The sequence below is a fragment of the Pseudoxanthomonas sp. P4_B2 genome, from assembly GCF_056402315.1.
The window spans coordinates 205,621-218,649 of record NZ_JBFUHQ010000004.1 but is presented as its reverse complement, the minus strand read 5'-3'; the positions used below and the strand labels follow the sequence as shown (position 1 = coordinate 218,649).

The following is a 13,029-nucleotide window of genomic DNA, read 5'->3' as shown; positions in this document are numbered from 1 at the left end:
TGGTGGGCCGTGATGGATTCGAACCATCGACCAAAAGATTAAAAGTCTTCTGCTCTACCAACTGAGCTAACGGCCCACATGAAACCCCCGGCATTGCGCCGGGGGACACATTCTAGCGCACCGGGCGCCTGCTGAGAAATCAGGCGTAATGCGTGGGGTCCGGCACGCCGGCATCGGCGAAGCCGGCGGCGCGCAGGCGGCAGGCGTCGCAGTGGCCGCAGGCGCGGCCTTGGGCGTCGGCGCGATAGCAGGAAACCGTCTGGCCGAAGTCCACGCCCAGGCGAACGCCCTCGCGCACGATGTCGGCCTTGCTCATCTCCAGCAGCGGCGCGCGGATGCGCAGGCCCGCGCCTTCCACCCCGGCCTTGGTGGCCAGGTTGGCCAGGCTCTCGAACGCCGCGATGAATTCGGGCCTGCAATCGGGATAGCCCGAGTAATCCACCGCGTTGACGCCGCAGAAGATGTCGGTTGCGCCCAGTACTTCGGCCCAGCCCAGCGCTACCGACAACATGATGGTATTGCGCGCCGGCACGTAGGTGACCGGTATGCCCGCACCGCCCGCTTCGGGGACTTCGATATCGGCGTCGGTCAAGGCGGAACCGCCGATGGACCGCAGATCGACATTGACGGTCTTGTGCGCCGCTGCGCCCAGCGCTAGCGAAACGCGGTCGGCCGCCTGTAGTTCGGAGGTATGACGCTGGCCGTAGCTCACGCTGAGCGCGTAGGCGGAAAAGCCTTCCTCGCGCGCGAGGGCGAGGACGACGGCGGAATCCATGCCGCCGGAGACGAGGACGACTGCGTTTTTCATTTGCGTTCCGGGTACGTGACGGTGGGGGCCGCGTAAGTGCGGCCATTGATCCAAGACTCGGTATTTTATCGGAGCCGTGGGTCTGGGTCGCCGCCTAGCAACGACCGCAGGATTGTCAGCGGCCTGGTTCGTCGTTCCACAGCAGCTTGTGCAGCTGCATCTGGAAGCGCACCGGCAGGCGGTCGGCGACGATCCAGTCGGCCAGATCGCGTGGCGACAGCTCCGATTTGCTCGGGGAAAACAGCACATCGCAACGTTCGCTCAGCCTGTGCGTCGAAACGATGCCGCATGCCCATTCGTAGTCCTCGCGTCCGCAGAGCACGAACTTGACCTGGTCGCGGGCGGTGAGCAGTGGCAGGTTCTCCCAGCGGTTGCGCGCGGCTTCCGCCGAAGCCGGGGTCTTGATGTCCAGTACCCGGGAAACGCGCGGATCGACGTCGGCGATATCGATCGCGCCGGAAGTCTCCAGCGAAACGTCGTATCCCGCATCGCAAAGCGCGCGCAGTAGGATCAAGCAACGTTTCTGAGAAAGCGGCTCGCCGCCGGTGACGCAGACATGGCGTACGCCATGCTTGGCCACTTCAGCCACGATATCGGCGATATCCCACCAGTCGCCGCCATGGAAGGCATAGGCGGTATCGCAATACTGGCAGCGCAACGGGCAGCCGGTGAGGCGCACGAACACGGTGGGCCAGCCCACGCTGGCGGCTTCGCCTTGCAGGGACAGGAAAATCTCGGTGATCTTCAGGCGGTCCGTGGTGGACTGGACGATATCGCTGGGGACGGCGGCATTCATGGAGAAAGCTTAGCTGGTCTTCTCTCTTGGGGAGAAGGGAAAAGCAGTTCAGCGGATGCTGCGGCCCAGTTGCATGGATTTCAGCCGATCGTCGGCGGTACGGGCGACGTCGGTGCCGGGATAACGGGTGACTACATCGTTCAAGGTTCGCTCGGCTTCGTCGACCTTGCCCAGACCGTATTCGGAAAGGCCAAGCTTGAGCAGCGAACCGGACGCCTTGTCGTGGGTCGGGTAACGCTCCAACAGGGTGCGGAACTGCTGCGCGGCCAGCTGGTAGTTCTGGGTGACGTAATAGCTTTCGCCGAGCCAGTACAGCGCGTTGGGAGTGTAGGCGCCGTTCGGATACAGCTCGAGGAAACTGAGGAACAGCTGCGCCGCATCGGCGTAGTTGCCGCCCTTCAATGCATCGAAGGCGACGTTGTAGGCCGCACGCTCGTCGCCGGACTGGGCCATGGCTCCGACATCGCCATGCACCGAGGGTGCCCGCTCCGTCGCCGGCGCGGCTGCGCCGGTGGCGGGAGGCGCGACTGGGGGCGAAGTCGCTGCCGGTACTGCGGGAGCGGCTCCCCCTTCGATGCGGTTCAAGCGGCCGTCCAGATCCAGGTACTGGTCCTTGCTGGTCTGCTTGAGTTGCTCGTTCTCGTTCTGCAATTGCTCCACCAGCGAGCGCATTTCCTGCAGTTCGGTACGCAGCTGCGTCATCTGGTTCAACAGGTCGGTGTTGCCGCGATCATTGGCGGCTTTCGTCTCCAGAGCCGCCACGCGATCGGCCAGGCTCTGGCGTTGGGCATGAGCAGGTGCGGCGGCCACCAGGGCCGCCGCGATGATCGTACTGATCAGGAGTCGCTTCACTTGCGTGCTTCCGTCTTGCGCTTACTTGGCCGTGTAGATGATTTCGACGCGACGGTTACGGGCCCAGCAATCCTCGTTGGACTCGGTGCAGACCGGACGCTCTTCACCGTAGCTAACCACCGAGATCTGGCTGCCGGAACCGCCCTGCGCCTGGATGGCCGAGGACACGGCATTGCCGCGGCGTTCGCCCAGACCCAAGTTGTACTCGCGGCTGCCGCGCTCGTCGGCGTTGCCTTCCAGATTCATGCGCGAGGACGGGCGGTCGCGCAGGTACTTGGCGTGGCAGCCGATGATGGCCTGGAATTCCGGCTTCAGGGCATCCTGGTCCAGATCGAAGTAGACAACGCGCTGACGCAGGCAGGCGTCGGTATCCAGGTCGTTCGGACCGTAGGCGCCTGCGGTGGTGGTGGTGTCGGTTACCGGAGCGGTGGTACCGGCGCCGGTGTCGGCGGGCGGGGTTTCCTTGACGGTCTTTTTGCAGCCGGCCAGGACTGCAACGGAAAGGAGGGAAATCAGTACGACGCGGGTGGTGTTCTTCATCGGGGGTTCCTCGGGCTTGGCGCGGGGTGGAAGGCTTGGTTCGTAATATTAACAGTGGAACCGGTTTCGACGGAGGGAATCGAATCAGCGCGGCGAGCGGTAAGGGGACCAAGCCGGCTCGCGCACGTCGCCATCGGCCAGAACCAGCCGCTGGCGCACGCGGGCGTCGGCCGATACGGCGTAGAGCACACCTCGACGGCCTTCGCGGGCAGCGTAAAGCACCATGCTGGCGTTGGGCGCGAAGCTCGGCGATTCGTCCAGCGAGCCCGGCGACAGCGTGGTCCAGCGTGGGGAACCCAAACTGCTGTCCATCATCGCGATGCGGTAATTGTTGCCGCTACCCTGGGCCACGGCGATCTTCTTGTCGTCGTAGGACACGGTGGCGGTGGCGTTGTAGTTGCCTTGGAAGGTCACCCGCGAGGCGCTGCCGCCACTGGAAGCCACCCGATAGATCTGCGGGCGGCCGCCGCGATCGGAGGTGAAATAGATGGTGGAACCATCTGCGCTCCAGGTCGGCTCCGTATCGATGCCGAACTGGTTGGTGAGCTGGGTCAGCTGCTTGCTGCCGAGATCCATCACATAGATCTCGGGATTACCGCTGCGGGACAGAGTCAGCGCGAGACGACGGCCGTCCGGCGAGAACGTCGGCGCGCCGTTGATACCGCGGAAGCTGGTGACCAACTCGCGCGCACCGGTAGAGATGTTCTGGATATAGATCGAGGAATTGCCGCGCTCGAAACTCACATAGGCCAGCCTGCTGCCGTCCGGGCTCCACGAAGGCGAAAGCAGCGGCTCGGCTGAGCGGACCACGGTCTGCGGATTGAAGCCGTCCGAGTCGGCGACCATCAACGCATAACGCGCCTGCTTGCCAAGCCCGGTTTGGGTGATATAGGCGATGCGGGTCCAGAACGCACCGCGAATGCCCAGGATCTTCTCGTAGATGGCGTCGGCCATCTGGTGGGCGACGTCGCGCATGGCGTTGGAACGAGCGGTCAGCGCCAAGCCCAACATTCGCTCCTGCTTGGCCACGTCGAACAGTTCGTACTCCACCCGGTAGCTGCCGGCGCCGGCATCGACCACACGGCCGACCACCAAGTAGTCCTGCTTCAACGCGCGCCAGGTCGGGTATTGCACTTCGCCGCCGCGCGTCGGACGTTCGACGATACTGGCCTCCGGCAAAGTGCGGAAGGCGCCGGAGCGCTCCAGGTCCGCACGCACCACCGAGGCCACATCGGTCCCCGGCGCCGCGGCCGAGCCCTGGTAGGGCATCGGGACTACGGTGATCGGCAACGCGGAGGCGTTGCCGCCGACGATGTCGATTTCCAGGCCCTGCTGCTGCGCCGAGGCGGCGAACGGCAAGATCAGGAGCGCGAGTACGGCTAGCCAGTACGGCAGTATTTTCATGAGCACATCGGAATTTAGGGTGTGAGAGGGATAGCAGCCTGAACGTGAATGTTTTCGCAATCGTGAACGAAACTATCGATCCTGGGCTGTGAAATTGAAGTTCAGGGTCCGGTTGAACACGCTCTCGAAGCCTCGATAGGGCAAGGGCTGCGCTTTCAGGACCGCGCGCTCCAGCGAATCCTGACCGGCCTGGTCCATGGCACACCCGGGCTGGACCTCAGCGCTCATCACCTGTCCGCCGGGAAGCTGCTTGATGACGACACGGCAGCGGGTGCCGAGCGGCACCGATTCCGGTCGCGTCCATTGATCGCTTACCGCCTGCTGGATGGCCGCCCGGTACTTGGCGAGCAAGCCCTCGTCGACGCCGCCCTCCCCGGCCGGCGCGCTGGAACCCGCGTCGGACTGGGCGGCCGCCGTCGCGGCGCTGGTGCTGCGTGCGCGCGCATCGGCCAACTGGCGCAATTTCTGTTCGGCCAGTTGCGCGTCCTTCGACGCCTGCGCGCGTAGCCGCCGGATCTCATCCAGTTTCTTCTGCTTGTCTGCCTCTTCCTGCTGTTTTGCCAGGCGTTGTTGCTTTTGCGCTTCTTCCACCCGCTTCTGTTCGGTCAGGTCGATCTGTTCCTGGCGACGCTTCTCTTCCTGCTCGCGCAAGGCTTTTTCCTGCGAAAGCGCCAAGCGGCTGGCTTCGTCCTGGTCCTGGGTATCGGGAACGGGAATGCGTTCCTGCGCCACCTGCTGCTGCGGTGTAGGAGAATCCTGCGGACGCGGCTCGAGGATCGGTTGCGGCGGCGGCACCGTCTCTTCTTCCGCCACTTCTTCGACCGGCTGCGGCAGCGGTTCTGGAACATGCTGCAAGGCGCGCTCGGCGGCGCGGATATCTGCAGCCGAAGCGTCCAGCGAGGCATCCATTACCGGCAAGCCGGCGGCGGAGGACGATTCGTGATTCCAGGTGAACCAGGACGAAAACCAGAGCAGCAGCGCCAGCAGAACGTGCAGGCCGATGGCATAGGCGACGGCCTTTCCATAACCGTCCTCAGGCAGGACCGCACCACGCGGGGCAACGTCAGCGTGCATTACCGGATTCGGTCAACAGGCTGACGTTCTTCACTTTCGCTTTTTTCAGCACGTCCATGGCAGTCAGCACCACCTGGTACGGCGCGTTTCCTTCCGCAGCGACCATTACCCGCATCTCGCCCCCTTGCTGGGCGACGATGGGCGCCAGCTTGGCTTCGAAGGCAGCGGTATCCAGCACCTCGATCTCCGCATCCGGCAGCTTCAGTCCCATGCGACCGTCGGGATAAGCCACCACGACGATGGGATCTTCCTTGCTGTCCACCGCCTTCGCGTTGGCCTTGGGCAGGGTGACATCGACGCTGAGCGTGAGCAGCGGTGCGGTGACCATGAAGATGATCAGCAGCACCAGCATCACGTCGATGTAGGGAACGACGTTGATCTCGGATTTGAGCTTGCGGCGTTTGCGACGAAAAATGGCGGTGGCCATGGCGGACTCCCGGCTCTATGGATGGCGTGTCATTCTTCGGACGGGGTTTGGCGTTGCAGGATGGAACTGAATTCCTCGGCGAAGGATTCGTATCGCACGGATAGACGTTCCACCCGGGTGGTGTAGCGGTTGTAGGCCCAAACCGCGGGGATGGCCACAAACAGGCCGATGGCGGTGGCGAACAAGGCTTCGGAAATGCCCGGCGCCACCGCGGCGATGCCGGCCTGCTCGCCGCTGTTGAGCATGTCGTGCATGGTCACCATGATGCCGAACACGGTGCCGACCAGGCCGACGTACGGCGCGGTGGAGCCGATGTTGGCCAACAACTCAAGATTGCGTTCCAGCTTGTCGATCTCGCGCGTATAAGCGACGCGCATGGCGCCCTGCGCGCCTTCCAGTTGCGCGCGATTGTCGAGCTTGCGCTTGTCGCGCAGGCGGGCGAATTCGCGGAAACCCGCTTCGAACACCGCCTCCAACCCGGTCACCACGCGGTTGCGGTCGACCGCAGCGGAGTACAGCTTATTGAGATCGGCACCGGACCAGAACCGGCCTTCGAACTCGTCCGCATCGCGATTGGCGCGGCTGAAGATGCGCGCCTTGCGGAAGATGATGACCCAACTGATCAGCGAGCCGGCCAGCAGCAGCAGCACGATCAATTTCACCGGCAGGCTGGCTTTGATCATCAGGTCGAGGTAGTTGATGCTGCTGTGGGTGGCCTCGGCGGTCGCTTGCGCAGCGGCGTTGGCGACGTCTTCCGGCAGGGCTTCAACCACGGTTTCCTGCAGGGCCAGGAGCAGTGCAATCATCCGGTATTTCCTCAAATTTCCGATTCGGGGGTGGGTCTAGCTGGGCAAATCATGTTCGGCAAGTCAGGGGCGGCTCGTCAGGTGTTTGGCACTTCCAGTGCCTTGAATTCTTCGTACAACGCATCAGGTGCGGCTTTGGGTCTGAAACCGCTCGCGGTCAGCACCGCAACCCGCACTTCGGCGGTAAGCAGCACCTCATCGCCACGCAGGATGGATTGCGTGAACACCACGCTGGCGCGCTTGCAGGCGCGGATTTCCACGGTCACGGTCAGCAGATCGTCTAGCCGCGCCGGGCGCAGGAAGTCCAATTGCATCGCGCGGACCGCGAAGACCAGGTCGTGGTCGTTGCGCAATTGTTCCTGCCCGTGACCGCGGAAACGCAGCCATTCGGTGCGTGCGCGTTCCAGGAAAGCAACATATTGCGCGTGGTAGACCACGCCACCGGCGTCGGTATCTTCCCAATACACGCGTGTCGGCCAACTGAACCGCAGGTCGTCGGCCTGCGAATCAGCCCGCATCGTCGTTCTCCACGAACAGATCCGCAGCCGGCTTGAGGGGCTTCAAACCCAGGTGCCGGTAGGCTTTGGGCGTAGCCATACGGCCACGTGCGGTGCGCACCAAGAAGCCCTGCTGGATGAGGTAGGGCTCGATCACGTCTTCCAGCGTGCCCCGCTCTTCCGACAAGGCCGCCGCCACCGATTCCACCCCGACCGGGCCGCCGTCGAAGTTCTCGATGATCAATCGCAGCAGGCGGCGATCGAGTTCGTCGAAGCCTTCCGGATCGACGTTCAACATGACCATCGCCGCCTTGGCCACCTCGTGATCGATGTGGCCCTGCGCCCTGACCTGGGCGAAATCGCGCACGCGGCGCAGTAGGCGATTGGCGATGCGCGGGGTGCCTCGCGAGCGATTGGCGATCTCCGCCGCGCCTTCGGCCACGCAATCGATGTTGAGGATCTTCGCCGAGCGCCGCACGATCTGGGTCAGTTCCTGCACGTTGTAGAACTCCAGCCTCTGCACGATGCCGAAACGGTCGCGCAAGGGCGCGGTGAGCAGCCCTGCGCGGGTTGTGGCCCCGATCAAGGTGAATGGCGGCAGGTCGAGTTTGATCGAACGCGCGGCCGGACCGTCGCCGATCATGATGTCGATCTGGAAATCTTCCATCGCCGGATACAGCACTTCTTCGACCACCGGCGAGAGGCGGTGGATCTCGTCGATGAAAAGCACGTCGTGCGGTTGCAGGTTGGTCAGCAGCGCGGCCAGATCGCCGGCCTTCTCGATCACCGGGCCGGAAGTGACGCGCAGATTGACGCCCAGTTCGTTGGCGATGACGTGGCTGAGTGTGGTCTTGCCCAGCCCCGGCGGTCCGAAGATCAGCACGTGGTCCATGGCTTCGCCACGGCCCCGGGCGGCCTCGATGTAGATGGAAAGCTGATCGCGGACCGGCTTCTGGCCCAGGTATTCGTCCAGCTTCCGGGGCCGGATGCTGGCTTCCAGTACGTCGTCTTCGCGGGTGGCCGCGGCGGTGAGGATGCGGTCGTCGGTCATGGAGCCATTATGCGGGATGCGACGCCTCCCCCTTTGAAAAAGGGGGACCGAGGGGGATTTGCTCTTGGCGCGGTAACAAGATCAAGCGCAAATCCCCCATAACCCCCTTTTCCAAAGGGGGCAAAAGCAAGAGCGTCAGATCTCCACCTGCGCGCCCAGCTCGACCAGCCTGTTGCCGGGAATACGGAAGAATCCCGTGGCCGGCGCCGCATTCCGGTGCATGACCGCGAACAGCTTGTCGCGCCAGACCGGCATCCCGCGATGGGCGCTGGCCACGATGGTTTCGCGGCTGGCGAAATAAGTGGTCTCCATCGGATCGAAATAGATGCCGCCCTTGTCGCAGGAGCCCATCAGCGATTGCGGCACGTCCGGCGTCTCGGTGAAGCCGTAACTGATAATCACGCGATAAAAATCGTCGCCGATGGCGTACATCTTCAGGCGTTTTTCCTTGGGCGCGTGCGGAACGTTGAGCGTTTCCACGGTCAGGAACACATTGCGCTCGTGCAGGACTTTGTTGTGCTTGAGGTTATGCAGCAAGGCATGCGGCACCACGCCCTGATCCGCGGTCATGAAGATCGCGGTGCCAGGCACCCGGGTCGGCGGAGCCAGCATCAGACCGGGCAGGAAGCTGTCCAGCTTGATGCCTTCCTTCTGCACTTCGGCATGCAGCAGTTCGCGGCCGCGGCGCCAGGTGCGCATCAGCAGGAACGCCACGATGCCGATGAATAGCGGCACCCAGGCGCCGATGCCGGAGAACAGCTTGGCCCCGTTAGCGATCAGGAACGCCAGGTCGATCAGCAGGAACAGCGCGCACAGCGGCAATACCCACTTGCGCGAATCCGGCCAGCGCGTATACGCCACCATGGCCAGCAACAGGGTATCGATCAACATGGTGCCGGTGACCGACAACCCGTAGGCCGTCGCCAGCGCGGTGGAACTGCGGAACACCAGCACCAGCACGATCACCGCCAGCAGCAGCATCAGGTTGATCGACGGCACATAGATCTGGCCGATGGTGTCCTGTGAGGTGTATTTGATCGACAGCCGCGGCAGGTAACCGAGCTGGATGGCCTGGCGGGTGACCGAGAACGCGCCGGTGATCACGGCCTGCGAGGCGATCGCCGCCGCGACGGTGGCCAGCACCGTCATCGGGATCCTCCCCCACTCGGGTATCGACATGAAGAATGGGTTTTCCACCGCTTCTGGATGCTCCAGCAGCACCGCTCCCTGCCCGAAGTAGTTCAGCACCAATGCCGGCAGCACGAAGGCGAACCAGGCCCAACGGATAGGTTTTTTTCCGAAATGGCCCATGTCGGCATACAGCGCCTCGCCACCGGTCACGGTCAGCACCACCGCGCCCAGGATGAAAAGCGCGTGCCAGTCGTGGGTGATGAAGAATTCCCAGGCCCAGTACGGATTGAGCGCGCGCAGCACGCTGGGGAAGCCGCTGATGTTGTGTGCGCCGATCACCGCCAACACCACGAACCAGGTGATCATCACCGGGCCGAAGATCTTGCCCACCTTGGCCGTGCCGAAACGCTGGAAGGCGAATAAACCCACCAGGATCACCAGGCTTATCGGCACCACCCACCGCGTCAGTCCGGCGGAAATCACACTCAGGCCTTCCACCGCACCGAGCACGGTGATGGGCGGAGTGATCATGCCGTCGCCGAAGAACAGCGACGCGCCGAAGATGCCCAGGATGCCGACCGTATAACTCATGCGCGAGCCTTTTTTCAGGCTGCGCTGGGCCAGCGCGGTCAAAGCCATGATGCCGCCCTCGCCTTCGTTGTCGGCGCGCATGATCACGATCACGTACTTCAGCGTCACGATCAGGATCAGCGACCAGAAACCCAGCGACAGCAGGCCTAGCACCGTGTCCGCGTCCGGCTTCAGGCCGAAGTGCGGGTGGAACATTTCCTTGATGGTGTAGAGCGGGCTGGTGCCGATGTCGCCGAACACCACGCCCACGGCACCCGCCACCAGCGCAGCCAGGCCTGCCTTGCCATGACCGTGTTCGCCGGAATGACCGGCCGGCGCCTGTGGAGAAGAAGTAACTGACATGGCTGCCTAAGCGTAGCGCGGAGAATGTGAGGAGAAGCTCTAGGAAACCGGACCGGCGCTCAGCGCAGCGCCGATTGCAGAGCCTTGCGGATGATCATGGCGGCATCGTCGCCGGGCGCCACGGCCTCGCGCGCCATGCGCACCGCCTCGGCCGGCTTGTAACCCAACTGCTGCAAGGCGATGGTGGCTTCGGACTGCGGATCGTTGGGGAGGCTGGGCGAACCCAGCGGATTGCTGCCCAGGTCGACCACGCGGTCGCGCAGTTCCACCACCATGCGCTCGGCGGTCTTTTTGCCGATGCCGGGGATGCGGGTCAACGCGACCACGTCGCCGGTCTGCACCTGTCGCGCGAACTCGTCCACCGACACCCCAGACAGCACCGCCAGCGCGATCTTGGCGCCGATGCCGCTTACTTTCTGCACATCGCGAAACAGCCTGCGCTCACTCTCGCGCAGGAAGCCATACAGCGACACGCTGTCCTCGCGCTGCGCGTGGTGGGTGAACAAGATCACTTCGCGGCCCACATCAGGCAGGTCGTAGAAGGTGCTCATAGGCGCTTCCAGCTCATAGCCCACTCCGCCCACATCGATCACCAGCCACGGTGGTTGCTTGTAGGCGAGGATGCCGCGCAGACGCCCGATCATTACTTCCTTCCCCAGGCTTCGCGAACATTGACACCAAGTCTATTCGCCGTCGCGCGTACGTGCGCGTGGGTGATCGCCACGGCCAGCGCATCGGCCGCGTCGGCCTGCAGCTTGCCTTTGAGGTTGAGCATGATGCCGACCATGTGCTGGATCTGCACCTTGTCCGCGCTGCCCTTGCCCACTACCGCCAGCTTCACTTCCTTGGCTGCGTACTCGTGCACGGGCAGGTCGCGCAAAACCACCGCGCAGATCGCTGCACCGCGCGCGTGGCCCAGCTTCAACGCCGAATCGGGATTGCGCGCCATGAACACCTGCTCGATGGCGACCTCGTCGGGACGATAGGTTTCCATCACTTCGGCCAATCCCATCAGCAGGCGCTTGAGGCGCTGGGCGAAATCGCCATCGCCCAGCAGCAGCAGCGGCGCATGGTAGACGTGGGTGGTTTTGCCCGCCGCATCGACATCGATGATGCCGACGCCGGTGCGCTGGGAACCGGGGTCTATACCCAGTATGCGGGTCACGAAGCCATCCCGAAGGGCGGGCTTTCCGAATGCCCTGAGCGCAGGACGCGGAGCGGCCGAAGCCGAAGGGTGCCTAGGATGCGGATCACTGCCGGAGTCTACGCGTAAGCGTCCTGGCCCAGGTCGGCGTTGGAATAGACACTCTGCACGTCGTCCAGGTCTTCCAGCATATCCAGCAGCTTGACCACCTGCAGGGCGATGTCGCCCTCCACGGCGATGTCGTTGTCGGCGCGCATCGTAATCTCCGCATGGTCGGCGGCGATGCCCGCGGCTTCCATCGCTTCTTTCACCGCAAGGAATGCGTCCGGCGAAGTCAGCACGTCGATAGCGCTGTCTTCCGGATACACCACCACATCGTCGGCGCCGGCTTCGATGGCCGCTTCGGTGATCGCATCCTCGTCGGCGCCGGCGGCGAAACTCAGCACGCCCAGCTTGCGGAACATGAAGGCGACCGAGCCTTCGGCGCCCATGTTGCCGCCGCATTTGCCGAAGGCATGGCGCACCTCGGCCACGGTGCGCACGCGGTTGTCGGTCAGGCAGTCGACGATCACGGCGACGCCACCGGGCGCATAGCCTTCATAGCGGATTTCCTCGAATTCCACGCCTTCCAGTTCGCCAGTGGCTTTCTTGATGGCGCGCTCGATCACGTCCTTGGACATGTTCGCCGACAAGCCCTTGTCCACCGCCGTACGCAGGCGCGGATTGTTGGCTAGGTCGCCACCGCCGGCGCGCGCGGCCACGCCGATCTCGCGGATGATCTTGGTGAAGATCTTGCCGCGCTTGGCGTCGGTGGCGTTCTTGCGGCCTTCGATCGAGGGACCACGACCCATAGGTATTCCGGACTATTGCTTGGCTAAGCCGCGAATTATACCGGCGCGGCAACCCTCACGCAGGGTGCTGGAATCGCCCTTCCCGCAGGAAGTGCATGGCCTGCGAGGCCGCAGCGGTGGAGAAGACCAGTCCGCTATGGCTGGACGCCACCACACAGTGATCGGTCAGCCCCGGAAGACGGGTTTCCGCGACAGCAACGGTACCGTCGGATTCGTCCTCGAAACTTGTGAAATAGCGCCCCAGGCCATGCGGCACATTGCCCGCGACCATGCCCACTGGTTGCTTGCCTTCCCATCGCTCGAAGCCGCGCAGCAGCAGGCCGGCACTGCGGCCCAGCGCCGGCGAAGTCCACGCCCGCCCCGCCAGTCCGCGGGCCGCATGGCTGCCGCGCAAAGGCGAACCCAGACAGACCACCCGCGTCACCGGCAGATCAGGTTCGCGATTGAGGGCTTCCAGTGCGATCAAACCGCCCAGGCTGTGGCCCAGCAGCGCCACCGGCTCGCTGTCCCGCAATCGGGCGATCAGATGCGGAATAGCCACTTCCGGCCCACCGAACACGCTGGGATACCCGAATACCTCGACACCGAACCCAGCCGCGCGCAGCCGCGCCGCCAACGGACCGAGCCAGGCCTTGGCGTTCCAGATGCCATGCAGAAGCAGGACGTGCGGAACCACCGGCAGCGCGCATCCGCCGTCCATCCGCGCCTGTTCTGG

At 63.9% G+C, this 13,029-nt stretch carries 15 protein-coding genes and 1 tRNA gene; all 16 read right to left on the bottom strand.

Features of this window, described 5'->3' with window-relative positions; all coding sequences use genetic code 11:
* The 16 genes from AC1DTQ_RS12160 to AC1DTQ_RS12085 all read right to left on the bottom strand — a co-directional run bounded on the left by AC1DTQ_RS12160 (position 1) and on the right by AC1DTQ_RS12085 (position 13,014).
* Positions 1-76: transfer RNA gene (locus tag AC1DTQ_RS12160), tRNA-Lys, on the bottom strand.
* Positions 77-139: 63 nt separating this feature from the next.
* Positions 140-808 (bottom strand): 7-cyano-7-deazaguanine synthase QueC, encoded by a 669-nt coding sequence (gene queC, locus AC1DTQ_RS12155; protein WP_477849902.1) that lies wholly within the window; start codon positions 806-808, stop codon positions 140-142.
* Between the two features lie 115 nt (positions 809-923).
* The gene (gene queE, locus AC1DTQ_RS12150; protein ID WP_477849901.1) at positions 924-1,604 is read right to left on the bottom strand and encodes a 7-carboxy-7-deazaguanine synthase QueE; all 681 of its coding nucleotides are present in this window, start codon (positions 1,602-1,604) and stop codon (positions 924-926) included.
* 48 nt (positions 1,605-1,652) lie between these two features.
* On the bottom strand, positions 1,653-2,456 hold the full coding sequence (gene ybgF, locus AC1DTQ_RS12145) for a tol-pal system protein YbgF (RefSeq protein ID WP_477849900.1): 804 nt from the start codon (positions 2,454-2,456) through the stop codon (positions 1,653-1,655).
* Positions 2,457-2,477: 21 nt separating this feature from the next.
* On the bottom strand, positions 2,478-2,996 hold the full coding sequence (pal, locus tag AC1DTQ_RS12140) for a peptidoglycan-associated lipoprotein Pal (RefSeq protein ID WP_477849898.1): 519 nt from the start codon (positions 2,994-2,996) through the stop codon (positions 2,478-2,480).
* Positions 2,997-3,080: 84 nt separating this feature from the next.
* On the bottom strand, positions 3,081-4,400 hold the full coding sequence (gene tolB / locus AC1DTQ_RS12135; RefSeq protein ID WP_477849897.1) for a Tol-Pal system beta propeller repeat protein TolB: 1,320 nt from the start codon (positions 4,398-4,400) through the stop codon (positions 3,081-3,083).
* 72 nt (positions 4,401-4,472) lie between these two features.
* Entirely contained in the window at positions 4,473-5,474 is a 1,002-nt protein-coding gene (tolA, locus tag AC1DTQ_RS12130; protein WP_477849896.1) for a cell envelope integrity protein TolA, read from the bottom strand.
* The gene (locus AC1DTQ_RS12125; RefSeq protein WP_310095919.1) at positions 5,464-5,901 is read right to left on the bottom strand and encodes an ExbD/TolR family protein; all 438 of its coding nucleotides are present in this window, start codon (positions 5,899-5,901) and stop codon (positions 5,464-5,466) included. The genes tolA and AC1DTQ_RS12125 overlap by 11 nt, the downstream gene beginning before the upstream one ends.
* Before the next feature lie 29 nt (positions 5,902-5,930).
* Entirely contained in the window at positions 5,931-6,707 is a 777-nt protein-coding gene (gene tolQ, locus AC1DTQ_RS12120) for a protein TolQ (RefSeq protein WP_477849895.1), read from the bottom strand.
* Positions 6,708-6,784: 77 nt separating this feature from the next.
* Positions 6,785-7,225 carry a tol-pal system-associated acyl-CoA thioesterase gene (gene ybgC / locus AC1DTQ_RS12115; protein ID WP_477849894.1) on the bottom strand — a complete coding sequence of 147 codons (441 nt, stop codon included), beginning with the start codon at positions 7,223-7,225 and terminating at the stop codon, positions 6,785-6,787.
* On the bottom strand, positions 7,215-8,255 hold the full coding sequence (gene ruvB, locus AC1DTQ_RS12110; protein ID WP_477849893.1) for a Holliday junction branch migration DNA helicase RuvB: 1,041 nt from the start codon (positions 8,253-8,255) through the stop codon (positions 7,215-7,217). Before ruvB ends, ybgC begins: the two co-directional genes overlap by 11 nt.
* Positions 8,256-8,390: 135 nt before the next feature.
* A complete protein-coding gene (locus AC1DTQ_RS12105) occupies positions 8,391-10,319 on the bottom strand; it encodes a potassium transporter Kup (protein WP_477849892.1) in 1,929 nt (642 codons plus the stop codon).
* A 59-nt stretch (positions 10,320-10,378) separates the two neighbouring features.
* Positions 10,379-10,963, bottom strand: coding sequence for a Holliday junction branch migration protein RuvA (gene ruvA, locus AC1DTQ_RS12100; RefSeq protein ID WP_477849891.1), 585 nt, complete (start codon positions 10,961-10,963; stop codon positions 10,379-10,381).
* Complete coding sequence (ruvC, locus tag AC1DTQ_RS12095; RefSeq protein ID WP_477849890.1) at positions 10,963-11,484, bottom strand: crossover junction endodeoxyribonuclease RuvC; 522 nt, start codon at positions 11,482-11,484, stop codon at positions 10,963-10,965. The genes ruvA and ruvC overlap by 1 nt, the downstream gene beginning before the upstream one ends.
* Before the next feature lie 98 nt (positions 11,485-11,582).
* Positions 11,583-12,314, bottom strand: a complete 732-nt coding sequence (locus tag AC1DTQ_RS12090; protein ID WP_477849889.1) for a YebC/PmpR family DNA-binding transcriptional regulator — start codon at positions 12,312-12,314, stop codon at positions 11,583-11,585.
* 55 nt (positions 12,315-12,369) lie between these two features.
* Positions 12,370-13,014 carry an esterase/lipase family protein gene (locus AC1DTQ_RS12085; RefSeq protein WP_477849887.1) on the bottom strand — a complete coding sequence of 215 codons (645 nt, stop codon included), beginning with the start codon at positions 13,012-13,014 and terminating at the stop codon, positions 12,370-12,372.
* Positions 13,015-13,029: the final 15 nt, after the last annotated feature.